Below are 26,749 nucleotides of genomic sequence, written 5' to 3' on the forward strand. Positions count from 1 at the left end.
GAACATCCGTACGAATATAGAAGCATGGACGGATCCGCCTCTGCCCACGACCCGGCGCGTCCCGACGCGCACCCGCACCCTGAGACGCGTGCGCACGCGCACACCGACGCGCAGGCGCACCCGCACACCGACGCGCACACCCAAGCGCGCACCAACGCGCTGATCGCCGCGGCCCGCGGCCTCCCGGTCTTCCCGCTGTCCCGGGCCAAGCAGCCCGCGGTCCCCTCCCCCCACCGCTCCGAGTGGCCGCGCATCCCCTGCCGGGGCGAGTGCGGTCTGATCGGCCACGGGGTCCACGACGCGACCACCGACCCCGACGCCATCCGCACCCTCTTCGCCGCGGCCCCCTGGGCCACGGGTTACGGCATCGCCTGCTGCCGGCCGCCGCTGCTCGTCATCGGCATCGACCTGGACGTCAAGACAGGGAACGACAGCCTCGCGGCGTTCCAGACCCTGGCCGACGACCACGGCTTCCGCGTCCCGGCCACGGTCACGGTCCTCACCCCGAGCGGCGGCCGCCATCTCTGGCTGACGAACCCCTCCACGGCCCGGGTCCCCAACTCGGCGTCCCGGCTGGCCCCCGGCATCGACGTCCGCGGCACGGGCGGCTACCTGGTCGGCCCGGGTTCCCTGACCCTCGCGGGCTCCTACCGCCTGGCCCCCGGCTCGGCCCAGCACCCCGCGCCGGCCCCCGCCCCGCTCCTCGCCCTCCTCACGGAACCGTTAAGCCGCCCCGACCCCCCGCCCCCGGTCACGGGCGCCTGGGACAACCGCGCCGACGCCCTGATCCGGTTCGTCAAGGACTCCCGTCCCGGCGAACGCAACGCCCGCCTCTTCTGGGCAGCCTGCCGCGCCTACGAATCGGGCCACGGCGAGGACACGGCGCAGGCCCTGATAGCCGCGGCGGTGACGACGGGGCTCACGCCGCGCGAGGCGACGGCAACGGTGACCTCGGCAGCGCGGTATCACCGGTGACCGTTCGCGGGGCGGATCAGGGCCAGGCGTTCATGGCCAGCGCGGCCACCCGCTCCAGCTCCTGCCGGCTCGCGCCGTCGCGGGCCGACTGCGACATGCCCTGCATCACCGACACCGTGTACATGGCCAGCGCCACCGGGTCGGTGTCCGCGGGCAGTTCGCCCGCCTCGACGTCGACCCGGATGCGCTGCTCGAACACCGCCGCGTTGCGGGCGCGGAGCCGCCGAAGCCGTTCGGCCACGTCCGCGGTGTTGGTGTTCTCGCCCGCGCACAGCAGCATGCAGCCGCGCGGGCGGCCGTCCCGGGTGTGCTCGTCGGCCGCCTCGTGCAGCAGCCGCGCGACGGCCCGCTTCGCGGTGGGCTCCTGGGTCAGCGCACGGGCCATGAACCCGCCGTAACGGATGCCGTACGCCTCGACCACCTCGTCGAACAGCGCCTTCTTGTCGCCGAACGCGGCGTACAGGCTCGGCGCACCGATGCCCAGCGCCTTCGTCAGATCGCTGATCGAGGTCGCCTCGTAGCCCTGCGACCAGAACAGCCGCACAGCCTGGTCCAGGGCCGCCTCCCGGTCGAACGAGCGGGGTCGGCCGCGCTTCGCACTCGCCATCCCCGAATTCTAGAGCAATCGCTAGAGATTGCCGCTACAGTCAATTCTCTAACGATCGCTAGAGAATGGATGTGGCGTGGTGGGTGCGCTGACAGGCAAGGTCGCTCTGGTCACAGGGGGCAGCCGGGGCATCGGACGGGCGATCGCCGAACGGCTGGCGCGGGACGGCGCGCGGGTGGGAGTGCACTACGCCGCGAACGCCGCCGCGGCCAAGCAGACCGCCGCCGCGATCGAGGACGCGGGCGGGTCGGCCTTCCTCATCCAGGCCGAACTCGGCGTCCCGGGCGACGTCGAGGCGCTGTGGTCGGCCTTCGACTCACACGCGGACGGGCTGGACATCCTGGTCAACAACGCGGGTATCGCGGACATCGGCGGTATCGCCGACACGTCGCCGGAGACGTACGACCGGGCGTTCGCGGTCAACACCAGGGCGCCGTTCTTCATCACGCAGCTCGGGCTCGGCCGGCTGCGCGACGGTGGCCGCGTCATCAACATCTCCACCAGCTACACCCTCGGCAAGACCGAGCCCCAGCTGATCGCGTACGCGATGTCGAAGGCCGGAGTCGACGTGTTCACCACGACCCTGGCCAAGGAACTCGGCCCCCGCGGCATCACCGTCAACGCCGTCAACCCCGGCGCGATCGACACCGATCTCAACGCCTGGTGGCTGCGCGGCGACGAGGCGGCGCGCGAAGCCACCGCCGCCCGCTCGCCGTTGGCCCGCGTCGGGGCGCCCGACGACGTGGCCGGCGTGGTCGCGTTCCTCACCTCCGACGACGCGGGCTGGCTCACCGGTCAGCGGCTCGACGCCACGGGAGGGGCACTCCTGTAGGGCTGTCGCGGGGATCACGGCGCGCGGACACACCTGGCCCCCCTCCAGAGGGACTTCACCCCTCGGGGTCAGAAGAAGCGAGCCAGCACGGCCTTGGACAGGCTCTCCGTCCCCAGGGTCGACGAGGGATCGAGAGCGATCCGGCCCAACAGCCGTATCGCGCCGTCCCGGTCACCGCTCCGGTCGAGCAGCAGCGCCCTGCTGATCAGCAGCGTGCCCCGGGTGTCGGCGTCGGGACCGCCCGCCAGCCCGTTCTCGATCGCGCGGCGCTGGTCGTCCGGGTCGGTGGTCAGCGACGCGAGCTCCTTCCACACCTGCGGGAGCCCGGGGAAGCGGGTCGCGATGCCCTGCAGTATCGCCAGCTTCTCGGCGGGATCACCGATCCACTCGAGCTGGACGAAGGCACGGGTGAAGCCGTCGAAGAGCTCACCGGCCCGCTCCCGCCGGAGCAGGTCGAGCGTGGCCTTGCAGGTGAAGAACCCGCGCGGCGCGAGACGGTCCACCTGCCCGTACAGCTCCTCGGCCTTCGCCGCGTCGCCCTGCAGCAGCGCCGTGAAGGCCGCGTCGTACGACGGATAGGGCCAGCGCGGAGCGAGGCGCTGCGCCTGCTCGAGCAGCACGAGGGCACGCTCGTAGTCACCGCGCCCGCCGGCCTCCCGCGCCTGCTGATGCAGCCCGCGCGCCTGCGCCGGCACCGCCTCGCCGCCCGTGACCTCCCAGTTCACGGTGCCGGTGAACCCTTTGAGGTCCTCCGTGGTGAGCACGCGCCCGGCGGAATCCCGGAACACGACCCATGCCTTCATCAGCCCTCCCTCTGCCCCACTCAGCCGAGCAGGATGCCGAACTCCATGGACAGGTCGCTGCCGGCAGCGGCACCGGGCGCGTGGATGATCTCCGAGCCCGTGGTGGAGGGACCAGTGGCGTTCGAGGGCAGCGACCAGACGGCGCCGCGCCACCCGTAGGCGCTGTAGTCGCCGATCGCCGCGTCCGGCCTGCCGTCGCCGTTGGTGTCGCGGACCCGCACGCTGTTGCCGAAGTCGGTGCCGTAGGCGTACGGCATACCCGCCGCGTCCGGCGAGATCCATGAGGCTCCGGATCCGCTCAGCCCGGCCGCCGATCCCTTCAGGACGGTCGCCCCGCCCCGGTTGTCCTCCGAGCTGACACCGATCAGCAGGTCCGCGTATCCGTCGCCGGTGACGTCACCGGCGGAGACGTCGGAGCCGAAGTGATCGTTCTGCTCCGGCGTCCCGGGCACTCCGCTCGACGACTGGCTGACACTCCAGGGGCTGCGCGTCGTACTCAGTCCGGAGGAGGAGCCGTAGGCGATCCCGACCCGGCCGGCCCCGGCGGTGCTCCCCACGGCGGCCCAGCTGCTCCCGACCGCCACATCGCCGTAGCCGTCCTTGTCGAAGTCCCCGACCGTGACGGATTGACCACCGGTCGCGGTCTTGGCGGTGGCGCTGAAGCCGGTCGAGGTGCCGAGGAGGACCTGCGTGGTCTTCGCGTTCACCGTCACCAGATCAACACCCCCGGTCCTGTTGATCCTTCCGGCGACCGCCCTGTTCGCACCGATGGTGAGCTTCTTGGTGATGACGGCCTTGGGTACGCCGGTGCGGGCGAACGGCCCCTTGTACAGGCGCAGGGTGAACCCCCGCTGCACCACGGCGGGATCCGCGTAGCCGTCGCCCGTGAAGTCCCCCGCGGCCAGCACGTCGCCGAAATAGCCGTCGATGACGGGGGCCTTGTCGGCCACGCCGGCGCCACCGCTCAGTCCGGTCGGGCTGCCCCACAGGATGGTCGTCATGCCCTGGTCCCGGACGCTCCCGACGTCCTCGTACGGGGCGCCGACCACGAGGTCGGCGTAACCGTCCGCGTCCAGGTCGCCGCTGGTGAAGGCTGCCCCGAACTCGTCGCCCGGCTCCGCGGCGCCGGGGACGCCGACGCTGTTCTGGCTGATCGCGGCGGGCTCGGAAGGGCCGGGCCCGGTCGCCGACCCGTAGACCACGCTGACGAAGCCGGCCCGGTCGACGCCGCTCGGAAAGCCGTACTGGGTCCCGATGGCGAGGTCGTGATAGCCGTCACCGTTGAAGTCGTCGGCGTACCGCGCCCCGACAGCACCGGCAGGCGAGGCGAGCACCGGACCGGCCCCGGCGATCAGAAGGGACACGAGCACTGCGGCAACACGCGTACGCATCAACAGCCCTTCGGCGGCGACCAGTCCGGCGGATCAGCTACCAGACCGTCGGACGGACCGAAGGGTTGTACGACGACACCCGGGGCGAGAAAGCCCCTTACGTATCTGAACCCCCTTCCTGCGAGTTCCGCGGGTAGGGGGCTTTCCTTGATGGGGGGATGGGGTATCAGTTCTGTCCAGGTGGCGCGTGGCCCGCAGGGTTCTCGTTCGTTGTCGAGAGCCCGCCACCGTTGCAGTTGCCCTGGGGTTCCTGACCGCCGTTGTTGTGACACACCGGCTCGATCTTGGCAACCGCGCTGGTGGCGCCTCCGACACCCAGGGCGAGCGCTGCGGCCGTCGCGGCTGCCGCCGCTCCGACCCTCTTCATCGTGATGTTGGCCATAAGGCCCCGCCTCCGGAGTTCCCGCTGGTGCGGCAGAGCAATCCGGACTGTCGCATGTATCAAGATCAACCCTTCTAGGATGACCGCACGTTGTCAAGGAATTCAGACAATTGTTACAAAAAGATCTCCACGATCGATGCCGGCTCGCGGAGGACGGTCCCATCCGGCCATCGATGAGATACGGACACCACCGGCGTCGTCCGACCGGCCAGATACGGCGGTGCGCGCGCGTACAGCGCCGGCGGCGCCACGGCGAATGGCGGCAAGCTCGCCGCTGATCCGGGTGAGCGGGCCGCTGTTGTTCCCGCTGGCCGGGTGAAGCCCGTCGTTGAGCGTCTGAGAGATGAGGTGTTGGACAAGCTCGGTCCGCAGCACCGAAAATCGGGCCGTCATACGGGGCGGTCGTGCAGGCTTCGTGGGCCGGTCAGATCGTCGCTGCGGGATTCTGCGGGTCGCCCTCGGCTGCCGGCGCCACTGCAGTTTCCTCCTGTACTGCGACCGGCAACCGCAGAAGCTCGGCCTGGTCGTACTCGGCTGCCTTGAAGCTGGGCCAGTAGGTGACGTGGGGCCGCGACCGCTCGATCATCGCCAGCAGCAGGTCACCGTGCACGATGCGGACGCTCACTGCCGCTCCGTCGCTCTGGCCCAGATTGTCAACGACGTAGACGTAGTAGTGCTCGGGATCGGCCTGGGCGGCTGCCACCTGCCGCCCCTCCAACGGAAGCGGCTGAGTCCGCGCAGAGCCACTGAACGCCTTCACCTCGATCTTCCGAGGCGGACTCTTGACGTCGTACGGCGCCCCCGCAGCCCGAGCATCCACAGCCTCGCGACCGTGTGCCGCCTCCAACGCGATCACGTACTCGATCGCCGCGTCCTCGATCTCCCTGTTGCCCATCGCGTCCCCTCCCACTCCGTCCATCGTCCACGCGATGCCCATCGGGCTCAATGGCCCGGTGGTCCTGCAGATGCTCGGTAGGCACACGGCTCCAGAGAGGGGCGGCCTCACACCTTCCTTCAGTTCATGGCTCAGTTGGGAACCCATCTGTCTGGGTCGGTCCGCTGAGGCCCTCGACAGCAAACGGCACATGTCCCCCGTCCATCAGCGGACCACGGCCGCTCCATGGCATGTGGGTCGAATCAGACGAGAGAGCGTGCAGTCTGGGCAGCGCGTGAGGGATGACCCAACTGTCCGAACCGCGCGTACCGAAATCTCTGCGCGATCTCGCCGCGCGGAGCGACGTTGCCCCGTGCCGCATCGTGACATCGGCACCCTTGATGGGAATCCCGCGCGGCGAGGAGACCGAGCAACGACTAAACCGTTAGGCGATCCTTACCCAGCACTATGTTGATCAAGGTGGGGCGGCTGATCTGATAGCGGGGTGCGAGTAGAGAACTGCGTGACGCGCGACCACATCGAGGTGTGGAATCACCGCGTGCTGCCACCGGGTGGGACACGGATTCAGTTGCGGACCCTCGTACATGCGTCTCTGCTGCCGATCGTGGTCTGGCTCAGCACCATGCGCTTCGCCTACTCCGTCTATCAGCCTGTGGCAATTGCCCTGGCCGGGAGCTTTGCACTTTTCGTGCTGTGGGGATTCCTCCGACGCCGCAAGGTGGGGCATTCCACCCGCTGCTGCCTCTACGGCGCCGTGGGCGGGGTGCTCGACAAGTCCATGCCGGGGCGCTGACCAGACCGGAGCCTCCGACCGTTGATACCGGTCGGAGGCTCCATGTACGGCGGTGGGTGTGGGATTTGAACCCACGGTGACATTGCTGCCACGACGGTTTTCAAGACCGTTCCCTTAGGCCGCTCGGGCAACCCACCCTGCCCTGTGGTGGGACAGGGCGGGTACAGCCTAGTCGGTGTCGGGGGGTCCCTGGTGTTCCGGGACGGGGTGGGGGGAGGGGGTGGGTGGGGGGTGTCGGGTCAGGTAGCGGTTCAGCGGGGGTTCCGTGGCGATGATGTGGCCCAGGGCGATGCTCACCGTGATCGACGCGAAGATCACGATCAGCCACGAGAGCAGGGTGAAGACCGAGCCCAGGGGGCCGAATTGGTCGATGCTCTCGTTCAGGGCCCGGGGCATGTAGATCGGGGAGACCCACGCCAGCAGCGCCATCGCCAGGGCCGTCAGGACCGCGCCCGGGAGCAGGGGGAGCCAGGGGACCTGGCGGGCCAGCAGGAGGCGCTGCGTCCACCACCACAGCGCCACCACCGCCAGCAGGGTCAGCGGTACGCCCAGGATCGGGCCCGCGCCGAAGCCGCCGCGCACCGTGCCCAGCGTGGCCAGGGCCGCCAGCCAGCCCGCCAGCCACGCCAGCCAGCGCCACGTCGCCACCCGTGCCGTCGTGTGGGGCACCTGCCAGGCCCGTTCGCACAGGCGTTGCAGGGCCCGGCTCAGGGCCGTGGCCGACAGCAGCGTGACCGCGATGCCGAGGATCCCGAAGGTCTGTCTGACGGATTCGCTGTCCGCCCCGTAGACCTCCTGGAACTGGTCCAGGATCTGGCCCCGCAGGCCGAAGATCGTCTGGAGGGACTGCAGCACCTCGTTCCGTACGCCCTCGGGGCTGAACGCCGCCACCACGAACAGCGCCGGCACCGCCGTCAGGAACGCCTGGGCCGCGGCCGTGATCGCCGTGTCGAAGATCCGTACCGTACGGAACTCGTGGGCGATGCGCCGCGCGACCGGGAAGCGGGTGTGCATCAGTTCGCGGGAGGAGGCCGTGACGCGGCGGGCCCTGTCCCGGATCCCCGCCGCGCGCCGGGTGCCGGTCGCCTCGTCGCTCACCCTCGCCCTCCTCGTACACGTCCCCGCGGCGTCAGGCCCCGGCCTCCAGTCTCGGGGCCGGCGCCGGCGCCGGACACGCGGGTGGGCTGAACGGGTGCGGGCGCGCCGGGCTCAGAAGCCGTAGCGCGTGTGCCCGTACGGGCCCTTCGCGAAGGCGTACGCCGTGGCCGGGACCACCTCGTAGACCCAGGCCCGGCCGCCCGAGTGGATGAACGCCCCGTCCTCGATGCCGAAGTGCCAGTCCGGGCCGTACTTCGACTCCCACGCCGCCGCCAGCAGGCCCAGCCGCGCGGCGTCCGTGACGCGGGCCGCGGTGCCGTTCAGGACCAGGTCCAGGCCCTTGCCGAGGGTGTTCGTGCCCGTCGTCATCGTGACGTGGGGGTTGTCGCGGAGGTTCTTCGCCTTCTGTTCCGCGGGGCCCGTGCAGAAGTGCAGCGTGCCGCCCTGCCAGACACCGATCAGGGGTGTGACGTGCGGGCTGCCGTCGGCGCGGACGGTGGTGAGCCAGTACAGCTCCGCCCTGGCGAAGGCGTCGGCCGCCTCCGGCCAGGGCGTGGCGGCCATGCCGTCGTCGCTGTAGCGGGCGTCCAGTTCCGTGGTGCTCGGGGCGTGGGTCATGAACGTCGTCCTTCCGTGGGCTGCTCCCATCAAGGCAGACCGCCGTCAAGGGCAGACCACCATTAAGGCCAGACCACGGAAGGACGTGGAACTCATCGCGCGAAGCGGCGTGTCAGCCGCGTGTCGCGGCTGACAGCGGGGGTCAGCGGCGGGTCGGCGACGGGTCAGCGGTCTCCCTTGAACTCCCCGAGCGTCACCGTCACCGTGTGCTCCTTGCCGCCGCGCTCATAGGTGACCTTCACCTCGTCGCCCGGCTTGTGCGTCCAGAGCTGGCCGATCAGCGTCGGGCCGCTGTCGATGACCGTGTCGTCGACCTTCGTGATCACGTCACCCGACCGCAGGCCGGCCTCGTCCGCCGGGCCGCCGGGGGTGACCGCCTTGGCGGAGCCGCTGTCCTCGGTGACCCGCGCGCCCTGGCCCTGGTACGACATGTCCACCTGGACGCCGATCACCGCGTACACCGGCTCGCCGGTCTTGATCAGCGTGTCGGCGACCCACTTGGCCTGGTTGATCGGGATCGCGAAGCCCAGTCCGATGGAGCCGCCCTGGCCGCCGTACTCGCCCTGGCTGGTCGTCTGGATCGCGGAGTTGATGCCCACGACCCGGCCCTTGGAGTCGAGCAGCGGGCCGCCGGAGTTGCCCGGGTTGATGGACGCGTCCGTCTGGAGCGCGTTCATGTACGAGTTCTGGTCCGACTGGCCGTCGCCGGAGGCCACGGGGCGGTTCTTGGCGCTGATGATGCCCGTCGTCACCGTGCCGGACAGGCCGAACGGGGCGCCGATCGCGATCGCCTCGTCGCCCACGTCGATGTTGTCCGAGTTGCCCAGCGGCAGCGGGGAGAGCCTGGCACCGGAGGCGTTGGTCAGCTTGATGACGGCCACGTCGTAGCCCTGGGCCTTGCCGACGACCTCGGCGTCGAACGTCCTGCCGTCGGAGAAGGTCGCCGTCAGCTTGCCGCCGTTCGCCGCGGAGGCCACCACGTGGTTGTTCGTGAGGATGTGGCCCTCCTTGTCGTACACGAAGCCCGTGCCCGTGCCGCCCTCGTCCTCGGAGGCGCCGCGCGCCTCGATCGTGACGACGGACTTCAGGGCCTTGTCGGCGATGCCCGCCACCGAGCCCGGCGGGTTCTCGATCTTCTCGGTGCTGTCGGGGGCGGAGACGGTCGTCGACGTGGTCGAGCCCTCGTCGTTGTTCTCGGCCGCCCAGTAGCCGACGCCGCCGCCGATGCCGCCCGCGACCAGCGCGGCGAGCAGGGCGGTCGCGACGATCGGGCCCATGCCGCGCTTGCGCGGCGCCGCGGCCGGTACGGGCTGGTGGGAGCCCCAGCCACCGCCACCGCCGGCACCGCCGCCGCCGGGCGGCGGAGCGCCCCAGGAGGGGTGCTCCGGGGGCGTGGGGGGCTCGGCGGGGGTGTGGCCCCACTGCCGGTCGTCGGGGTGCGGGGGCGGTGTGGCGCCGTCCGCGGTGGCGACGGCCGCCGTCGGCGGACCGGCGTGGGACAGGGTCGCGGGCGGCACGGGGGCCGTCCCGTTCGAAGAAGGCGCGGGTCCGGCCCCGTTCGTAAAACCGGCACCACCCGAGGGCCCGACACCACCCGAGGGCCCGACCCCGTTCGAAGGCCCGGCACCCCCCGAGAGCCCCACCGCGGGCAGCACCTCCGTGCGCTCCACCGACGACTCCGGCGCCGGCAGAGGCGCTGCCTGAGTGTGCTCCGGAGCCTGGCCACCCCCTGCGGCGGCCGCCGCGCCGCCCGGGGCGCCCGCGGGCGCGCCCGTCGGCGGCGGGAAGTCCGGACGCGCGGGCGTTCCGCCGTTCTCGGTGCTCACGTCTCTCGTCTCCTCCAGCTCGGACCCGGTCCGGCCCGGTCCGACCCGGACCGTCCAGGACCCATGTCAATGCGTCGGGGACACGTCATCCGCACGGAAGGCGCACCCGCAGTGGCGCTCCGTGGGCTGAGTACCCCACCCCCCAGGGTGTCTCACGCGACGTCAGGGGACTGTAAAGCGCATACACCCCGGGAAGGGCCATCCTTTACCCCGGACATTCCCGGCGCATCCGCTGGCAGGCGAACGAGCGGTCCCGTCCCGCCCGCGCCCGCCGGATGGCACCATGACCCGGTGGAACCCATCCGGCCCAAGCCCCCTGCCGTCGTCGCCCACCGCGGGGCCTCCCAGGAGGCCCCGGAGCACACGCTGGCCGCCTACCGTACCGCCATCGCCTCCGGCGCGGACGCACTGGAGTGCGATGTACGGATGACCGCGGACGGCCATCTCGTCTGCGTCCACGACTGGCGGGTGAACCGCACGTCCAACGGCCGCGGCGCGGTTTCCCGGCTGGAGCTGGCGGAGCTGGCCGCCCTGGACTTCGGTTCGTGGAAGCAGGGCGCCGCCGACGACGAGGCCCCCGAGTGGGAGCGCACCTCGGTGCTCACCCTGGAGCGGCTGGTCGAGCTGGTGGCCGAGGCGCCGCGGCGGGTGGAGCTGGCCATCGAGACCAAGCACCCGTCCCGCTGGGCGGGTCAGGTCGAGGAGCGGCTGGTGGAGCTGCTGCGGCGGTACGACCTGGACCGGCCGCCCGCCGGCCAGACCTCGGCGGTACGGGTGATGAGCTTCTCGGCGCGGTCCCTGCACCGGGTGCAGGCCGAGCTGCCGGAGGTGCCGACCGTGTACCTCATGCAGTTCGTACGGCCGCGCTACCGCGACGGCTCGCTGCCGACGGGGGTCGGCATCGCGGGGCCGAGCCTGCGGATCGTACGCAACAACCCCGAGTACGTGGCGCGGGTGCACCGGGCGGGGCACCGGGTGCACGTGTGGACCGTGGACGAGCCGGACGACGTCGAGCTGTGCGCGCGGCTGGGGGTGGAGGCGGTTATCACCAACCGGCCGCGCCAGGTACTGGACCAGCTGCGTGGATAAATGCGGGATAAGAGGTTTGAAGCGATCATTCCGCGTGTAAACGGAAGGACGGGTCCCGTAAACACTACGTACCGCACACCAGCGCATTCGGTGCGTAATCGTTCGTAACGAGTGCGTCAAGGGATCACACCTGGCCGGTTTCCGATCCAACGGGGGAGGGCATCTCTCCCGTGGCGTGGGGCAGAGGGAGGTCTCGGGGGTGGTGACGTTCGTGATGGCACAGCTTGTGCCCGCGTCCTCGACAGTGGCCGTGCCCCACGGCCCCGCCGGTGTGGGAAGCGCCCGGCGTCGGATGCGGCAGGAGCTCGCGTCGGCGGGAGCGCCCGAGGCGGCGGTCGACGACGCGGTACTCATTCTCTCGGAGCTGCTCAGCAACTCCTGCCGGCATGCCCGGCCGCTCGCGGGGACCGGGACGGAGACGGAACCGGACGAGGTACGGGCCTCGTGGACCATCGACTCGCGCGGGCTGATCACCGTGGCGGTGACGGACGGCGGCGGGCCGACCCGGCCGCTTCCGGCCACTCCTTCGGTCACCGCGCACGGCGGCCGGGGTCTGGCGATCATCCGGCGGCTGTCCAAGGAGTGGGGGGTCAGCGACCACGGCGGCGAGGTCACCGTCTGGGCCACGCTCCCCCGGCACTCCTCCGTACGGCACGACCAGGACTTCCACGTCTCGTACGGGGACGCGTCCTGAGCGAGCGTCTCGTACGGCGAAGCGTCCTGTACGGAGACGCGTCCCAGGCACGCGCACACCCCGACCCCCCGGAAACGGCTAGGCTCGCGCGCGTACGAGCCGCCGCACGCACGGCCACCGCCCTGCGCACGACCCGGGAGACCGCACAGCCATGGCCAAGAAGCGCCGCCCGCAGACCAAGGGAGCCGGCCACCGGCCGCAGACCACCGGCGGGGAGATCCCCGTCGTCGGTGCCCGCGAGCCCTGCCCGTGCGGCTCCGGCCGCCGCTACAAGGCCTGCCACGGCCGGGCGGCCCAGACCGCCGCGACCGAGCTGGTCCGCCGCCCGTTCGAGGGCCTGCCCGGGGAGTGCGACTGGGTCGCCCTGCGCGAGCTCGTCCCCGCCGGGACCGTCGAACTCACCCTGAAGGACGGCCTGCCCGAGGGCGTCCCCTCCGTCACCCTGGCGACCGTGCTGCCGATGGCGTGGCCGGCGCTGCGCCGCGACAGCGGTGCGGTGCTGCTGGGCCTGCAGAACGACACCGCCACCGGTGACATCAGCCGCGATCTGGCGGCCGTCCTCGCCAAGGCGCTCACCGTGAAGCCGGGTACGCCCGTCGAGGGTGTCGCCGGCGCGCCGGACGGGCCGCGGCTGCAGGACCTGCTCGACACGGACGCGCCGTTCGAGCCGGTGGTGCACACCGGGTTCGAGTTCTGGATCGAGGGCGCCGAGCAGGCGACGGGCGAGGTCGCCGCCTCGCTGGAGCGGGCCAACGCCGCCGCGCTGCCGACCGTACGGCTGACCGGGGTGGAGTCGGCGTACTGGTGCGAGACGCCGGAGAAGAACCATCTGCGCTGGGTGATGCCGCACGAGGAGGAGAAGCTCCTCGACGCGCTGGCCCGGCTGCACGCGGCCGGTACGTCCTCGCTCGGCGAAGGCACCCGGCTGGTGGGCTCGTTCCGGGCGCACGGGCTGGTCGTGCCGGTGTGGGACCTGCCGTCGTCGATGAGCGCGGAGGACTGCGAGAAGCCGGCGGCGGCGTTCGCCGAGCGGCTCGCCGGGGCGCTGGCCTCCGACGCGCCGCTGACCGCCGAAGAGCGGGGCGCGCGCGGCGGGTTGACCAACCGGCAGATCACTCTGAGCTGACCCCGCGGGTACGGACCGCATACCGGTCGGTATGGCGTTCGTCACTCAGACCGGAAAACCCGGTCCGGAATCGCGCGATCGGATTTGCGTATCGCCGATTCCTTGTTACCTTCGCTTGTAGCCCGGTCGCTGGTGCATCCCCCGTCGCCAGCGACCGGGTTCTTCCATGTCCGGGGAGAGCCCGGCAGGCGGGGCCTCAGCGCCCGCCCGGCCCCGACGACGTACTCATGGCCACGCCGGCCTCGACGAGTTCACCGATCACCGTGCCGATCTCCGGCAGCCACGGCGCCCCCGTGCCCGGCTCCGGCGTCCCGGGCTCCCGCTCCCAGCGCACCCGCCCCGGGCCGGTCGCCGCGGGCGGCAGGGCGAGATAGCCGCCGTCGCCGTGGAAGCGCAGGGTGGCGGGCACCCAGTCCAGTTCGCTGAGGAGTTCACCGAGGTCGGCCAGGCTGTACGGACGCACCAGCAGCGCCCACCGGTCGGGGGTGGCCAGCACCGGACCGGTCCGTACGCCGAGTCGGTCCAGCGCGCGCAGCGCCCGCGCCCCCGCGACGGCGGGCAGGCTGACGGCGCTCGGCCCGCGGCCGCCGGTGGCGAGGATGACCGGCGCGTCGGGGCGCCGCTCCCACCACCAGGCCACCATCCGGGCGTCGGACGTGGCGGCGAGCAGGGGCGGTTCGAAGGGGTGGGCCCCCGGCTGGGCGCAGTCCGCGGCGGGGCAGCCGCAGCGCCGGGCCCGCCCGGGCCGGTGCATGACCACCGGCGCGGCGGGACGGGTCTCCCGGTCCGGGGCGAGCCCCGCGCCGGGCAGAACCGGCCACCCGTAGCCCGTGGCGTAGCCGAGGGCCGCCGCTGGAAGCGGGGCCTGCGCACTCCGTGGTAGCCGGAGCCTGCGCCGCATTCGCTTTCCGGGGGTTTCGCGCATCAGCGCTCGCCTCCTCGATAGTTCCCGCGAAACTTGACTACAGGCGGTGCCGCCGTGCACTTGCATGGACTGCCGGCCTGGACTTGCTCAACGTGCCTGACTCACGAGCATGCTGCATGTGCTGCCTGGCGCGGGGGTGGCGCGCGCGGATGGCGCTCGGGACGCCCTGTCGCCCTCCCCCCGGAGGAGCGGAACAGGGGTCTCACCATTCTTCGAGTATGACGCTCCGCAGTGCCCGTAGGTTCCGAACGGGCCGAGGTCCCGGAGCCCGCGGCGCCAGCCGCTGGTGTCGCAGCCCGGAAAACCCGAAAAACACAGCACCCTCATGCCCAGCACACAGCAATCACCTCGGCCACAGGGCGATTTTCGGCCAATCTCATCATTCACAGAGGGCTGCCCCAGACGCAGCCGGACGCCGGTCGACAACGCTGGACATCGCATCACCAGTACGTGTAAATGTGGACGCATTGCCAGCGAGGCAGCTTGCTGCACTCTTCTCCAGGCACGGGGGTAGGTAGTGATGCCGTTGAGCACTGGGCACCGGATGTACGGGACCGCGGTCCCCTGCGCCGAAGGTCGGCCGACTTGAGCACCCCACCGCTGCCGAATGTGGCCGGAATTGAACTGCCGCGAGCGCCCGCCGCGCCCTCGCGGGAGAACTCCGAGCCCGCGGACGCCGCACGGCAGGGCGCCGACGGTGAGGGATCGGCCGCCTGGATCTCCGCTCTGACCACCCTGCACGAACTCACCGTCCACCTCTCCCGTACCAGTGGACTCGACGACACCCTGCACGAGATCCTGCGCGCCGGCGCACTGCTCCTGGGCGCCCGGCGCGGGCTCCTCGTGCTGCACCCCGCCGACGGGCTGGGCCCGATGGCGCACGTCGGGCTCGGGCTGAGCCGGGCGGACCTGGGCGCCATCGAGACGATTCCGCGCCATTCCTCGTCGTACGGACAGCTGATCGACGCGCCCGGCCGGCCGGCGGCCGAGATCCTGCACGCCGATCTGGCCCGTGAGGCCGGGCTGGACCCGCGCCACCGCGAGGTCGCCGCGCGCCTGGGCTGCGCCGCGAGCTACGCGGTGCCGCTGATCACCCAGGCGGGGCCGCTGCTCGGCGCCGCGGTGTGGATGTACGACGAGCCCACCACCCCGCCGGACACGCGGCGCCAGTTGCTCACCCTGTACCTCGCCCACGCCGCCGAGGCGCTGGCCCGGCGGGTGGAGCTGCAGCGCGCCCGGCAGGCGTTGCTGGTGCTGCGCGAGGGCCTGCTGCCGCCGCGCCTGCCGCAGGTGCCGGGCGCGCGGCTGGCGGTGCGGCACCGCACGGGGCCGCGCGGCGGCGGCGACTGGTACGACGTACTGCCGCTGCCCGAGGGGGCGCTGGGGCTGGCCCTCGGGTCGGTGACCGGCCACGGGGCGGCGGCGGTGGCCGCGATGGGGCGGCTGCGGGCCAGTCTGCGGGCGTACGCGGTGATGGAGGGCGAGGACCCGGTGGCGGTCCTGTCCGATCTGGAGCTGCTGATGCGGCAGACGGAGGGGCGGCGCACCGCGACGGCGCTGTTCGCGCACGTCGAGCCGGGCAGCCGGCGGCTGGTGCTGGCCGGCGCCGGCCACTGCCCGCCGCTGATCACCGGGGAGTACCGCACGGAGTACGCCGAGACCACGCTGTCCGCCCCGCTCGGGATGCTGTCGTGCTGGGAGGCGCCCAGCGTCGACATCGAGCCGGCGCCCGGGGAGACGGTGCTGCTGTACACCGACGGCCTGCTGCACCGCACCGGCGAGCCCATGGAGCGGGCGCTGGCGCGGCTGCACCAGGCGGCGTCCTGCGCGCCCGTCGCCGCCCGGGACGATCCGCAGCTGCTGGCCGACCACGTGCTGCGGACGATGCTGCCGGACGGGGCGGCGGACGACACGGACCATCCGGAGGACGTGATCCTGCTGGCGGTGCAGCTGACGGCGTAGCCGGTCGTCACCTCGCGGCCCAGGCGCCACGCGCGCCCCGTGTAAGGGGCGCACCCCGGGCCCTCGTCGTACAGCTCACAACACAGGAGGGCCTGACGTGCCGCGATCCGGCCATACGATGGTAGGCGGCCGTATTCGATTCAGGAGGCAGCCGTGACGGAGCGGACGACCGAGATCCAGACCGACCAGGTCGAGGATCTTGAAGCCCCGGAGAACACCGAGGGCGAGCAGACCGAGGCGATAAAGCAGCGGAAGAACGGCCTGTACCCGGGCGTGACCGACGAGCTCGCCGAGAACATGAAGCAGGGCTGGGCCGACACCGAGCGCCACGATCTGCAGCCGGTCCCGCAGGCCCGGTTCACCGCGGAGCGCCGCGCCGCGGTCTCCGCCGCCTTCCCCGGGGAGCGCCTCGTCGTTCCCGCCGGGAATCTGAAGGTGCGCGCGAACGACACGGACTACCCGTTCCGCCCCTCCTCCGACTACGTCTACCTGACCGGCGACGACACCGAGGACGGCGTCCTGGTGTTCGAGCCCGACGGGGACGGCGGCCACGAGGTCACCGCGTACCTGCTGCCGCGCTCCGACCGGGAGAACGGCGAGTTCTGGCTCTCCGGCCAGGGCGAGCTGTGGGTCGGCCGGCGCAACAGCCTCACCGAGAACGAGAAGCTCCTCGGCGTGGCCGTCAAGGACGTCCGCGAACTCGCCGACGCCCTGAAGGAGGCCACCGGCCCGGTCCGCGTGCTGCGCGGCTACGACGCCGGCCTCGAGGCGGCGCTCACCGACAAGGTGACCGCCGAGCGCGACGAGGAGTTCCGCGTCTTCCTCTCCGAGCTGCGCCGGGTGAAGGACGCGTGGGAGATCGAGCAGCTGCGCTTCGCCTGCGAGGCGACCGCGCGCGGCTTCGAGGACGTCGTCCGCGTCCTGGACAAGGCGGAGGCCACGTCCGAGCGCTACATCGAGGGAACGTTCTTCCTGCGCGCCCGCGTCGAGGGCAACGACGTCGGCTACGGCTCCATCTGCGCCTCCGGCCCGCACGCCACCACCCTGCACTGGGTACGCAACGACGGCGCGGTCCGCTCCGGCGACCTGCTGCTGCTCGACGCCGGCGTGGAGACCCGCACGTACTACACCGCGGACGTCACCCGGACGCTGCCGGTGAACGGCACGTTCACGCCGCTGCAGCGGAAGATCTACGACGCCGTGTACGACGCGCAGGAGGCCGGTATCGCGGCCGTCACGCCGGGCGCCCCGTACCGCGCGTTCCACGACGCCGCGCAGCGCGTGCTCGCCGAGCGGCTCGTCGCCTGGGGCCTGCTGGGCGACCTGGACGTGGAGAAGGTCCTGGAGCTGGGCCTGCAGCGCCGCTGGACCCTGCACGGCACCGGCCACATGCTGGGCCTGGACGTACACGACTGCGCCGCCGCGCGCACCGAGAACTACGTCGCGGGCGACCTCGAGCCGGGCGTGGTCCTCACCGTCGAGCCGGGCCTGTACTTCCAGGCCGACGACCTGACGGTGCCGGAGGAGTACCGCGGCATCGGCGTGCGGATCGAGGACGACATCCTCGTCACCGAGGACGGCAACGTGAACCTGTCCGACCAGCTGCCCCGCCGGGCGGACGAGGTCGAGGCGTGGATGGCGCGGCTGAAGGGCTGACACCCGTCGTACGGCCGGGAAGGGCCGGCACCCTGCACGGGTGCCGGCCCTTCCGCCGTTGACGCGGCCCTCCCTCATCCCTCCCGCGGCACGCCTGGCCGGCGGCCCGCGGTGAGCAGGACGGCCACCGCTGCGGTGGCCGTGCACGCCGGGACGGCGTAGCTGCCGCCGGCCTCGCCCGCCAGATGCCCCAGCGCCACCGACGCCCCGAAGGCGGCCACGAGCCAGGTGTTCGCCTCGGTTCCCCGGCCCGGCGGCGCGAGCAGGTCCACGAGCCGGCAGGCGATGGTGAGCAGGGGGATGAAGCAGATCCCCACGGGCGCCACGAGCACGACCGCGACCGCGGGAGGCGGATCGAACACCAGCAGCGGCAGCCAGCAGGCCGCGAACGCCGCGGTCAGCCACGTCAGTCGGCGCCAGGGATCGCCGCCCGGCCGGTACCACCGGTGGTACACCGCGCCGCCGGCGATCCCCGCCGCGGACAGCGCCATCGGCAGGGCGGCCGCCAGCCATCCGGCCCGGTGCCGCTCGGCGGCGGCGAGGGCGGCGACGTTCAGCGCGCCCAGGGCAGCGCCGACGCCGAGCAGGGCCAGCAGCAGCCGGCGCATCCCCGCGGAACGCAGCGGGCTGTCCCGCCGGCCCCCGGCGTCCGGACGGCGGGGGGCGGGGCGCCAGCGGCGCGACGGCCGCGAACCCGCCAGCCACACCGCACCGGCCAGGCCCAGCACGGCGGCCGACACCAGAGCGGCCTGCGGGACGAGCAGGGCGGCGGACAGATAGACGAGCCCCGGGCCCGCCGCGTACACGATCTCCTGCAGGGAGGCGTCCAGGGCGTAGGCCGGCCCCAGCCGGGACTCCGGCAGCGTGGCGCGCAGCAGCACCGCAGACAGGCCTCCAGCGGCGGGCTCGCCGCACCCGCGGCGGCGGCGAGCAGCGGCCCGGCCCAGCTGGTCGTGTCGGCGAACGCGAGCGCCGCCAGGGCGACGGCGGCCACAGCGGCGCCACCGACCAGCGGTCCGCGCTGGCCATGCCGGTCGGCCAGTCGCCCCAGCAACGGCTGGCCCGCGGCGGCGGCGAGACCGTAGACGGTGGCCAGCTGGCCGCCGCGGGCCAGGTCACCGCCGTCCGCGCCGACCGCCAGCAGCAACGCCAGAGGTGTCATGCCGCACGGCAGCCGGCCCAGGTGCGCGGCGGCGAAGAGACGGGCCACGGGACGGCTGCGCGGGCGAGCCGTCCGAGGTGGCGCGGTCGTCATGCGGGGGGCTTCTCTCCGCTGGTGCAGACGAACTGGTAGAACCACGCCGAGAAGCAGGGGTCGAGCATCAGCTCGCAGTACCTGTCGAACTCCTCCTGTGTCAGACCCTCGGCGTACAGCATCGCCGCCGCCTGCCGGGCGTAGTTGCGGTGCAGCAGACAGCCCGGGGTGCCGCCCGTCGTCGTCCATGAGGACTCGCGGGCCCGGATGCCGCACAGCCCCGCGTCCGCCATGTGCGCGGCGACCTCGTGCGCCCACTCCCAGGAGACGCCGCGGCCGCGCGAGACGACTTCGTGGCCCAGGTACTGGACGCGCCGGAACAGTTCGGCGTCGCCGTCGGCAGGCGCCGCCAGCACCAGGTTCGGGCGGGCGCCGAACTCGCCGAGCACCAGCCGGCCGCCGGGTGCCAGCCCGTCGGCGAGCGTCCGGAGGATCTCCGCCCTGCGCGGCAGGTGCAGCAGGAGCAGGCGGGCGTGGATGAGGTCGTACGGGCCGTCGTCCGGCAGCCCGTCGTGGATGTCATGGCGGTACACGGTGACGCCGGGACGTACGACGAGGTGCTCCGTCGTCAGATCGACGGCGGTGACGCTGCCGCCCGGCTGCGTGCGGTCGGCCAGCCAGCGGGTGACGGAGCCGCCGCCGGCACCCAGGTCGAGGCAGCGGTCGCCGGGGCGGACGCATGCCTCGGCCAGGCAGTGGACGGTCTGCTCGTCGAGCATCTGCTCCAGCAGCGCGAGTTGCTCCCGGCCCAGTTCGGTCGCGGAGTCGAAGAGGTAGTCCGGGCTCTTCCCGGCCGGCGTGCGGACGTCGTCGTGCGGGGACATGCGGGTGCCCTCCCGTGGTGAGTCGGCTTCTCGGGGCACACGGGAGGGCAGTGGGCTCCCCCCGGTGGCCCGCCGTCATGGTGGAGGGAGGCGCTTTCTCCGCACTTTCACCCGCGGCGGTGACGGGCTTGTCCCCACCAAGGGAGTCGTCCACAGGCCGGCCCGGGGCCGCCGGGCCCGCCCTAGACTGCGGACATCGCATTCGTCGATCAGGCCGAGCCGGGGGACTTGGGTGATGATCCATGCAGTTCGCGGTTCTCGGACCGCCGCGGATGACCGGCCGCGGCGGTGGAAGTCCACAGGAGGTGTCCGGGGCGCTGCGGCGGGGGCTGCTGTCGCTGCTGCTGGCACGGGCGGACGAGCCGGTGCCGGCGGAGGTGCTCCTCGACGCGTTATGGGGTGAGCGGCCGGAGCCCCGGCGGGAGCGGCGGCTTCAGCTGCAGGTGCACCGGCTGCGGCGACTGCTGGACGCGCCGGAGCGGCTGGAGTTCGGGCCGGGCGGCTACCGGCTGCGGGTGCGGCCCGGCGAACTCGACGCGGAGCGGTTCGGCGCGCTGCTGGCCCAGGCGGGGCGCAGGGCCGGCGCCGATCCACGGGGCGGCGCGGAGCTGATCCGTGAGGCCCTCGGGCTGTGGCAGGGCACGACTCCTTACGCCGGGGTGGAGCTGCCCGCGCTCGCCGGAGAGGTGCAACGGCTGTGCGAGCGGCGACTGCTGGCCCTGGAGGAGCTGTACGGTGCGGAGCTGCGGTCGGGCCAAGAGGCGCGGGCCGCCGCCGAACTGGCCGAGCTGACGCGCTCCCATCCACTGCGGGAGCGGCTGCACGGGTTGCTGGTCACGGCGCTGTACCGCAGCGGGAGACAGGCCGACGCGCTCGCCGCCTACCGCAGGGCCCGGCAGACGGTCGTCGCCGAGCTCGGGCTCGAACCGGGGCCGGAGTTGCGCGACTTGGAACAGCGGATCCTCGCCGGCGAGCCGATCGGGCCCGAGGGCGGAGTGCCGGCGGGACCCGACGGCGGTGCCGGCGGCGCGCATCCGCCCCCGGTCCGCGTGGTGCCGCAGCAGCTCCCGCACCGAGTCCCCGGGTTCACCGGCCGCGACGGCGAACTCGGTGAGCTGGACCGGCTGCTGGCCGGCGGCGGGACGGTGCTGATCTCGGCGGTGGCCGGCACGGCCGGCGTGGGCAAGACAGCGCTGGCGGTGCAGTGGGCGCATCGGGCCCGTGGCGGCTTCCCCGACGGCCAGCCGTATGTGGACCTGCGCGGTTACGGGCCGGGTAGGCCGGCCGAACCGGGCGACGTGCTGGCGGTGTTCCTGCGCGCCCTCGGCGCCGACGGCACGGTGGTCCCGCGGGACGCGGCGGAGCGCGCCGCGCTGTACCGCTCGCTCATCGCCCGCAAGAGGGTGCTCGTGGTGCTGGACAACGCGCGCAGCGCCGAGCAGGTCCGCCCGCTGCTGCCCGGTGCCAAGGGCTGCTTCGTGCTGGTCACCAGCCGCGACACCCTCGCGGGGCTGGCCGCCAGGGACGGCGCGCACCGCATCGACCTGGACCGGCTGACCGGCGACGAGGCGCGGCGGCTGCTGTCGGGGCTGCTGGACGGGCGCTGCGCCGCGGAGCCCGCGGCGACCGCCCGGCTCGTGGAGCTCTGCGCCCGGCTGCCGCTGGCGCTGCGTATCGCCGCGGAGCGCGTCCGGGAGTCCCCGCACCGGACCGTCGCCGACCTCGTGGCGGAGCTCGCGGACGAGCAGGACCGGCTCGATCTGCTCGACGCCGGCGATCCGCACGCGTCGGTCCGCGCCGCGTTCTTTGCCTCGTACCGTCATCTGGGGCCCGCCGAGGCACGGCTGTTCCGGCTGCTGGGGGTGCACCCGGGGCAGGACACCGACGTGTACGCGCTGGCGGCGCTCGCCGGGGACACCCGGCTGCGCGAAACCCGTCGCGGCCTGGACCGGCTGGTGCGGGCCAGTCTCGTCGACGAGGTGACCCCGGGCCGCTACCGCCCGCACGACCTGCTGCGCAGCTACGCCGCCGAGCTGGCCGCCGCCGAGGACGCCCCGGCCGACCGCACGGCCGCTCTGGCCCGGCTGTGCGACCACTATCTGCGCACCGCCGCGCGGGCCGCGGACATCATCGCCCCGCACGAGCTGCGGCTGCCGCCGGCCACGGACGGCACGCCCGCCCCGCGGCCGCCGGCCGACTACCAGGACGCGCTCGCCTGGCTGGACACCGAGCGCGCCAATCTGGTCCGCACCGCCACGGCGGCAGCCGATCAGCAACTGGCCGACCGTACCGGCGGCTTCTCCACGGTGCTGCTGTGGTACCTCGATCTCGGGCTGCACCTCGACGACGCCCAGCGGCTGCACGGACGGGCCCTGGAGGCGGCCCGCGAGCGGGGTGACCTCGCCGCCGAGGGCACCGCGCTGCGGGCGCTCGGCCTGGTCGGCTTCCGGCAGGACCGGCTCCAGGACGCCGTCCCGCTGCTGGAGCGGGCGCTCGACCTGCACATACGGGCGGGCGACCCGCTGCTGGAAGCGGCCTCGGCGGGCAGCCTGGGCTCCGTCCTCGGCTATCTCGGTCGCACCGAGGAGGCGATCCGCCGGCTGCGCCGGTCGGCCGAGCTGTACCGCGAACTCGGTTCCCGGCGGGACCTGCTGCACCGGCCGGCCATGCATCTGGGGCTGCTGCTGCGGCGCCAGGGGCGGCCCGAGGAGGCCGAGGAGGCGCTGCGGGAGGCGCTGGACATCGCGCAGGAGTGCGGCCAGCCGCCGGGCCAGGCGCACGCGCTGTGCGGTCTGGCAGCGGTGTACCGGGACACCGGCCGGTACGACGAGGCTCTCGCCCACGCCCGGCGGGCGGTGGCCGCCGCCCGCACGGGCAGTTTCCCGTTCACCGAGGGCTTCGCACTGGCCCGGCTCGGCAGTGTCCACCAGCGGCTCGGCGACCACGACAGCGCCCGCCGCCGGCACACGGAGGCGCTGGCCATCGCACGCGCCACCTACAACACCGGACTGGAGATGTCCGTGCTGAACGAGCTGGCCACCGATCACGCGGCGGTCGGTGAGACGGCCGAGGCCGTCCGCTGCCACACCGCGGCGCTCGCCGTCGCGGCCGGGCGGGGCGCCGCGTACGAGCAGGCCCGCGCGCACGCGGGGCTCGGCCGCTGCCACGACGGGCGCGGCGAGCGCGAACGGGCGGTGGGCCACTGGCGGCAGGCGCTGGGCCTGTTCCGCGGGCTGCGGGCCCCACAGGCGGCGGCGGTGGAAGCCCGGCTCTCGGAGGAGGAGTGGCCTGTAAAGGAGCGGCCTGTAAAGGAACAACCCACGGAGGAACAACCCACGGAGGAACCGCTCATGGATTGAACGCCAGGAACACGAACGAGGTGAACAGCACCAGGTGCACGCCCGCCTGCAGCAGCGTCGCCCGGCCGGTGAACACCGTGAGCGTGCCCACCGCCGCCGTCAGGACCAGCAGCACCGTATGGGTGGCGTTCAGGCCCAGCAGCAGCTTGCCGTCGATCCAGACCGAGGCCAGCGCGATCACCGGGATCGTCAGCCCGATGCTCGCCACCGCCGAGCCGTACGCCAGGTTGAGGCTGGTCTGCACCTCGTCGCGGCGCGCCGCCCGGACCGCGGTGATCGTCTCGGGGGCCAGCACCAGCAGGGCGATCACGACGCCGACCACCGCCGCCGGCAGGCCCAGGGACGCCACGCCCGACTTCAGCGACGGCGACACCAGCTTCGCCAGGCCCACGACGGCGACCAGGGACACCAGCAGCATCGCCAGGCCCGTCCGGGCGGCGCGCGCGGTGGGCCGGGGGCCGTGGTCCTGCGGCTCGTAGTCGCCGGGCAGCGGCTGGCGGTCGCGGGGCGGTTCCGCGGTGCGGTCCCGGGGCGGCTCGGCGGCGGGCTCCTCCGCGACCTCCCAGAAGCCGGGCAGCCCGCCGCCGTACCGCCGTACCGGCACGAACTGCTCGCGGTGGCGCACGGTCTGCACCACCACGAACACGGCGTACAGCACGAGCGAGGTGATCGCGGCGAAGGCCAGCTGCGGTCCGCTGAACTCCGGGCCGGGCTGGCTGGAGGTGTAGCGCGGCAGCACCAGGCTCAGCGTGGCCAGGGTGAGGACGGTGGCGAGCAGGGCGCCCGCGCCCTCGGGGTTGAACACGGCCGTGCGGTAGCGCAGCGAGCCGACGAGGAGGGCCGCGCCCACCACCCCGTTGCAGGTGATCATCACGGCGGCGAAGACGGTGTCGCGGGCGAGGGAGTCGGCGTCGCTGCCGCCGGAGACCATCATCGTGATGATCAGGCCCACCTCGATCAGGGTCACCGCCACGGCCAGCACCAGCGTGCCGAACGGCTCCCCCACCCGGTGCGCGACCGTCTCGGCGTGGTGCACGGCGCTCAGCACGGCGCCCGCCAGGCACAGACCGACGAGGGTGAGCCCCCAGCCGGGCAGATCGCGGCCCCAGCCCGCGGCCATCCCCGCCAGCGCCACCACGGGCACCACCAGCGGCCACAGCCGCCGCACGGCCTCGGCGACGCCGCCCGGTCCGCCGTCCGCGGCATCGTCACCCGAGTCCTTCGCCATGCCCCGACCCTCGCCGCCGACGTGCGGATACGCACGCGGGGACGGGCCGTTCGGTGGCCGGGGTGCGGCCGTCCCCCGGCCGGGGGTGTACGTAACTCCACCCCGTACCGGGTGTGTACGCCCCGTGTCCGGCGCGCTCACCCTCCGTAGCTTCGAAGGCATAGGGAGAGACCCGCTGAAGGAGATGGGGACGATGTTCGCACGCAAGGGGAGCAAGGGCGGTGGGAGCACGGCGCACCAGGACGGCGAGGCGCTGCGCCTGGTCAAGGTGACCAAGGTGTACGGGCAGGGCGACAGCGCCGTCACCGCGCTCGACGACGTGACGCTGGGCCTGCGCCACGGCACGTTCACGGCCGTGATGGGGCCCTCCGGCTCCGGCAAGTCGACGCTGCTGCACGTGGCGGCGGGGCTGGACCGGGCCGACGGCGGCATCGTGCGGGTCGCCGGCGCGGAGGTCACCGCGCGCGGCGAGGCGGAGCTGGCGAAGTTCCGGCGCCGGCGCGTGGGGTTCGTGTTCCAGCAGTACAACCTGCTGCCGACGCTCACCGTCGAGCAGAACACCGTGCTGCCGCTGAAGCTGGCGGGCCGGCGGATCGACCGGGCGTACACCCGGGAGATCCTCACCCGCGTCGGCCTCGGCGGGAAGCTGGAGCGGCGCCCGGACGAGCTGTCCGGCGGCCAGCGCCAGCGCGTCGCCATCGCCCGGGCGCTGGTCGCGCGGCCGGCGGTGGTGTTCGCCGACGAGCCGACCGGCGCGCTCGACACGCGCAGCGCCCGCGAGGTGCTCGGGCTGCTGGGGGAGGCGGTACGGACGCACGGGCAGACGGTCGTCATGGTGACGCACGACCCGGTCGCCGCCTCCCACGCCGACCAGGTGCTGTTCCTGGCCGACGGGCGGATCGTGGGGCAGATGGACGCGCCGGGGGTCGACGCGGTCGCCGAGCGGCTGGCGCATCTGGGGGACGTGTACGAGTCCGGCGTCCAGGAGTCCCGCCCCTACCAGCCGAACGGGGTGTGAGCCGTGTTCGCTCTGGCCTTGCGCTCGATCCGGCAGCGGCCCGGCCGCTTCACCGCGACCCTGCTGTCCGCGTTCCTGGGCGCCGCGATCATCATGACGTTCAACTCGCTGTACGACACGGCCTCCGCCCCCGGCGTGGACGACGTGAGCGCCGAGTCGCTGTCCACCGCGGCGATGGTGGTCGGCGGTTACGGCACCCTGCTGGTGTTCTTCGCCGTGGCGTCCACCCTCACGGTCGCCGTCCGGCAGCGCTCCGCGGAGATGGAGCTGCTGCGCCGCACCGGGGCCACCCCGGCGCAGCTCAAGCGGATGGTCGTCGGCGAGGCGGCGGTCGTCGCCCTGGTGGGCGCGGCGCTGGCGATTGTGCCGGCAATGCTCGGCGGGCGGCTGCTGGTGGAGCTGTTCCAGGACAGCGGCCAGGTCGCCGACTCGGTGGAGTACTCCTTCGGGCCGATCGCGCTGATGTCCGGCGTCGACACCACGCTGCTGGCCTCGGTCGGCGCCGCGTTCCTCGCGGTACGGCGGGCCACCCGGACCCAGGCGGCCGGCAGGCGGCGGCTGAGGACGTGGGGCGGCTGGGCGGCCCTCGGGCTGGGCACGCTGCTCGCGGCGTCGACGTTCGCCATGGGCGACGCGGGACCCGAGGCCATGGCGCCCCCGGCGTACGGCGCGATCCTGCTGTCGGTGGGGTTCGCGGTGTTCTCCCCGGCGCTGCTGACGGGCATGCTGCGGGCGCTGGCCGGCCCGCTGTCCGGCTCCGGCTCCGGCTGGCTGGCGCTGCACGGGCTGCGGGAGCGGGCCGGCCGGCTGACCGGTGTGCTGATGCCGCTGATCCTGTTCGTCGGCATCTCGACGGCCACGCTGTACATGCAGGCCGTGGAGAACGACCGGACCGGCGTGACGAAGACGGTGGACGACAAGAACCTCGAGACGCTCAACTTCGTGGTCGTCGGCATCATCGCGGTCTTCGCCTGCGTGATGCTGGTCAACACCCTGTACGCGGCGACCTCGTATCGGGCGGGCGAGTTCGGCCGGCAGCGCCTCGCCGGGGCGACGCCCGGGCAGGTGCTGCGCACGGTGGGCCTGGAGTCCGCGCTGCTGACGCTGACCGGGGTGGCGTTCGGCACGCTGGCGGCGCTGGCGGGGATCATCCCGTTCACGGTCGCCCGTACCGACTCGGTGCTGCCGGGTCAGGGGCTCGGGATCTGGCTGGCGATCGCGGGCACCGGCGCCGCGGCCACGCTGGGCACGACCCTCGCCACGACCCGGCGGGCGCTGCGGACGCCGGCGGTGGAGGCGGTGGAACTGGCGGCGTGACGCTTGTGCGGATGCCGCGGCGCGGCAGGGGCACCTCCTCACGGGGGTGCCCCTGCCGCGGTGTTCGCGCGCTTAT

General features: G+C 73.1%; 23 protein-coding genes and 1 tRNA gene. 11 read left to right on the top strand and 13 right to left on the bottom strand.

The genetic code is table 11. From position 1 onward, the window contains the following. Positions 1-24 precede the first annotated feature (24 nt). A complete protein-coding gene (locus AB0M28_RS00815) occupies positions 25-975 on the top strand; it encodes a bifunctional DNA primase/polymerase (RefSeq protein WP_365395459.1) in 951 nt (316 codons plus the stop codon). A gap of 16 nt (positions 976-991) precedes the next feature. Here AB0M28_RS00815 and AB0M28_RS00820 read toward each other — a convergent pair whose 3' ends face one another. Next, positions 992-1,582: a TetR/AcrR family transcriptional regulator gene (locus AB0M28_RS00820; protein WP_365395462.1), complete on the bottom strand. Its 591-nt coding sequence runs from the start codon at positions 1,580-1,582 to the stop codon at positions 992-994. A 79-nt stretch (positions 1,583-1,661) separates the two neighbouring features. Here AB0M28_RS00820 and AB0M28_RS00825 point away from each other — a divergent pair, with 79 nt between their 5' ends. Then, the gene (locus AB0M28_RS00825; RefSeq protein ID WP_365395465.1) at positions 1,662-2,414 is read left to right on the top strand and encodes an SDR family oxidoreductase; all 753 of its coding nucleotides are present in this window, start codon (positions 1,662-1,664) and stop codon (positions 2,412-2,414) included. Positions 2,415-2,482: 68 nt separating this feature from the next. On the opposite strand, the gene AB0M28_RS00830 is transcribed toward AB0M28_RS00825, so the two are convergent. The 4 genes from AB0M28_RS00830 to AB0M28_RS00845 all read right to left on the bottom strand — a co-directional run bounded on the left by AB0M28_RS00830 (position 2,483) and on the right by AB0M28_RS00845 (position 5,885). Then, positions 2,483-3,217, bottom strand: a complete 735-nt coding sequence (locus tag AB0M28_RS00830) for a hypothetical protein (protein ID WP_365395468.1) — start codon at positions 3,215-3,217, stop codon at positions 2,483-2,485. Between the two features lie 20 nt (positions 3,218-3,237). Further along, positions 3,238-4,608 carry an FG-GAP repeat protein gene (locus AB0M28_RS00835; RefSeq protein WP_365395471.1) on the bottom strand — a complete coding sequence of 457 codons (1,371 nt, stop codon included), beginning with the start codon at positions 4,606-4,608 and terminating at the stop codon, positions 3,238-3,240. Between the two features lie 166 nt (positions 4,609-4,774). Continuing rightward, entirely contained in the window at positions 4,775-4,990 is a 216-nt protein-coding gene (locus tag AB0M28_RS00840) for a hypothetical protein (protein WP_365395474.1), read from the bottom strand. Positions 4,991-5,414: 424 nt separating this feature from the next. Continuing rightward, entirely contained in the window at positions 5,415-5,885 is a 471-nt protein-coding gene (locus AB0M28_RS00845; protein WP_365395477.1) for a DUF3883 domain-containing protein, read from the bottom strand. A 502-nt stretch (positions 5,886-6,387) separates the two neighbouring features. Here AB0M28_RS00845 and AB0M28_RS00850 point away from each other — a divergent pair. Continuing rightward, positions 6,388-6,678 (top strand): hypothetical protein, encoded by a 291-nt coding sequence (locus AB0M28_RS00850; RefSeq protein ID WP_365395480.1) that lies wholly within the window; start codon positions 6,388-6,390, stop codon positions 6,676-6,678. A 50-nt stretch (positions 6,679-6,728) separates the two neighbouring features. Here the strand turns inward: AB0M28_RS00850 and AB0M28_RS00855 are convergent. The 4 genes from AB0M28_RS00855 to AB0M28_RS00870 all read right to left on the bottom strand — a co-directional run bounded on the left by AB0M28_RS00855 (position 6,729) and on the right by AB0M28_RS00870 (position 10,220). Further along, positions 6,729-6,815 (bottom strand) — tRNA-Ser (locus tag AB0M28_RS00855). Positions 6,816-6,846: 31 nt separating this feature from the next. Beyond that, positions 6,847-7,776, bottom strand: a complete 930-nt coding sequence (locus tag AB0M28_RS00860) for a YhjD/YihY/BrkB family envelope integrity protein (RefSeq protein ID WP_365395483.1) — start codon at positions 7,774-7,776, stop codon at positions 6,847-6,849. Positions 7,777-7,887: 111 nt separating this feature from the next. Next, positions 7,888-8,394, bottom strand: coding sequence for a pyridoxamine 5'-phosphate oxidase family protein (locus AB0M28_RS00865; protein WP_365395485.1), 507 nt, complete (start codon positions 8,392-8,394; stop codon positions 7,888-7,890). Positions 8,395-8,558: 164 nt separating this feature from the next. After that, positions 8,559-10,220, bottom strand: a complete 1,662-nt coding sequence (locus tag AB0M28_RS00870; RefSeq protein ID WP_365395488.1) for a trypsin-like peptidase domain-containing protein — start codon at positions 10,218-10,220, stop codon at positions 8,559-8,561. Positions 10,221-10,511: 291 nt separating this feature from the next. Here AB0M28_RS00870 and AB0M28_RS00875 point away from each other — a divergent pair, with 291 nt between their 5' ends. From AB0M28_RS00875 to AB0M28_RS00885, 3 genes are all read left to right on the top strand, one after another. Next, positions 10,512-11,309 (top strand): glycerophosphodiester phosphodiesterase, encoded by a 798-nt coding sequence (locus AB0M28_RS00875; RefSeq protein ID WP_365395491.1) that lies wholly within the window; start codon positions 10,512-10,514, stop codon positions 11,307-11,309. 292 nt (positions 11,310-11,601) lie between these two features. Further along, positions 11,602-12,003: an ATP-binding protein gene (locus AB0M28_RS00880; RefSeq protein WP_365395494.1), complete on the top strand. Its 402-nt coding sequence runs from the start codon at positions 11,602-11,604 to the stop codon at positions 12,001-12,003. A gap of 151 nt (positions 12,004-12,154) precedes the next feature. Then, a complete protein-coding gene (locus AB0M28_RS00885; protein WP_365395497.1) occupies positions 12,155-13,129 on the top strand; it encodes a DUF5926 family protein in 975 nt (324 codons plus the stop codon). A gap of 196 nt (positions 13,130-13,325) precedes the next feature. On the opposite strand, the gene AB0M28_RS00890 is transcribed toward AB0M28_RS00885, so the two are convergent. Further along, the gene (locus tag AB0M28_RS00890; protein WP_365395500.1) at positions 13,326-14,054 is read right to left on the bottom strand and encodes a bifunctional DNA primase/polymerase; all 729 of its coding nucleotides are present in this window, start codon (positions 14,052-14,054) and stop codon (positions 13,326-13,328) included. A gap of 585 nt (positions 14,055-14,639) precedes the next feature. On the opposite strand from AB0M28_RS00890, the gene AB0M28_RS00895 reads away from it, so the two are divergent. Both AB0M28_RS00895 and AB0M28_RS00900 read left to right on the top strand, forming a co-directional pair. Continuing rightward, positions 14,640-16,016 carry a PP2C family protein-serine/threonine phosphatase gene (locus tag AB0M28_RS00895; protein WP_365395503.1) on the top strand — a complete coding sequence of 459 codons (1,377 nt, stop codon included), beginning with the start codon at positions 14,640-14,642 and terminating at the stop codon, positions 16,014-16,016. 174 nt (positions 16,017-16,190) lie between these two features. Then, positions 16,191-17,672 (top strand): aminopeptidase P family protein, encoded by a 1,482-nt coding sequence (locus AB0M28_RS00900; protein ID WP_365395653.1) that lies wholly within the window; start codon positions 16,191-16,193, stop codon positions 17,670-17,672. Positions 17,673-17,746: 74 nt separating this feature from the next. On the opposite strand, the gene AB0M28_RS00905 is transcribed toward AB0M28_RS00900, so the two are convergent. Next, positions 17,747-18,619, bottom strand: coding sequence for an MFS transporter (locus AB0M28_RS00905; RefSeq protein WP_365395656.1), 873 nt, complete (start codon positions 18,617-18,619; stop codon positions 17,747-17,749). Between the two features lie 304 nt (positions 18,620-18,923). Further along, positions 18,924-19,751 carry a methyltransferase domain-containing protein gene (locus tag AB0M28_RS00910; RefSeq protein ID WP_365395505.1) on the bottom strand — a complete coding sequence of 276 codons (828 nt, stop codon included), beginning with the start codon at positions 19,749-19,751 and terminating at the stop codon, positions 18,924-18,926. A gap of 242 nt (positions 19,752-19,993) precedes the next feature. On the opposite strand from AB0M28_RS00910, the gene AB0M28_RS00915 reads away from it, so the two are divergent. Then, positions 19,994-23,110, top strand: coding sequence for a tetratricopeptide repeat protein (locus AB0M28_RS00915; RefSeq protein ID WP_365395508.1), 3,117 nt, complete (start codon positions 19,994-19,996; stop codon positions 23,108-23,110). On the opposite strand, the gene AB0M28_RS00920 is transcribed toward AB0M28_RS00915, so the two are convergent. Beyond that, entirely contained in the window at positions 23,100-24,338 is a 1,239-nt protein-coding gene (locus AB0M28_RS00920; RefSeq protein WP_365395511.1) for a calcium:proton antiporter, read from the bottom strand. The genes AB0M28_RS00915 and AB0M28_RS00920 overlap by 11 nt on opposite strands. Positions 24,339-24,531: 193 nt before the next feature. On the opposite strand from AB0M28_RS00920, the gene AB0M28_RS00925 reads away from it, so the two are divergent. Together AB0M28_RS00925 and AB0M28_RS00930 are read left to right on the top strand one after the other, a co-directional pair. After that, positions 24,532-25,356, top strand: coding sequence for an ABC transporter ATP-binding protein (locus AB0M28_RS00925; protein ID WP_365395513.1), 825 nt, complete (start codon positions 24,532-24,534; stop codon positions 25,354-25,356). Positions 25,357-25,359: 3 nt separating this feature from the next. After that, positions 25,360-26,673 (top strand): FtsX-like permease family protein, encoded by a 1,314-nt coding sequence (locus AB0M28_RS00930; RefSeq protein ID WP_365395516.1) that lies wholly within the window; start codon positions 25,360-25,362, stop codon positions 26,671-26,673. Positions 26,674-26,749 lie beyond the last annotated feature (76 nt).

This window comes from Streptomyces sp. NPDC051940 (genome assembly GCF_040680895.1).
Taxonomy (GTDB): Bacteria; Actinomycetota; Actinomycetes; order Streptomycetales; family Streptomycetaceae; genus Streptomyces.